Source organism: Gemmiger formicilis (genome assembly GCF_016901605.1).
GTDB lineage: Bacteria > Bacillota > Clostridia > Oscillospirales > Ruminococcaceae > Gemmiger > Gemmiger formicilis_B.
Genome location: NZ_JACJKP010000783.1, coordinates 1 through 222 on the forward strand (window position 1 = coordinate 1; position 222 = coordinate 222).

The 222-nt window shown below is 61.3% G+C and carries 2 pseudogenes; one reads left to right on the top strand and one right to left on the bottom strand.

The features are described 5' to 3' along the window. Positions 1 to 113, top strand: a pseudogene (locus tag H6B10_RS18290) (NAD-dependent dehydratase); the annotation flags it as partial. 2 nt (positions 114 to 115) lie between these two features. Here H6B10_RS18290 and H6B10_RS18295 read toward each other — a convergent pair. Beyond that, positions 116 to 222 (bottom strand): annotated as a pseudogene (locus H6B10_RS18295) (NAD-dependent dehydratase); the annotation flags it as partial.

The window sequence follows — 222 nt, forward strand, 5'->3', positions numbered from 1 at the left end:
CCAATGCCACCATCGTCTGCGAAGCTGAACGCCTGCGCCCTGAAAAGAGCGAGGTCAACCGCCTGCTGGGCGATGCCACCAAACTGCGCAACCTGACCGGTTGGGCACCGCAGTCTGCAATGGTCATAAAGCCGTTGGCGGTGTCCTTCACGTAGTTGAAGTCACGGGTGGGGGTCAGGCTGCCCAGCTTGATCTCGGTCTGACCGGCCAGCAGCTGGGTAA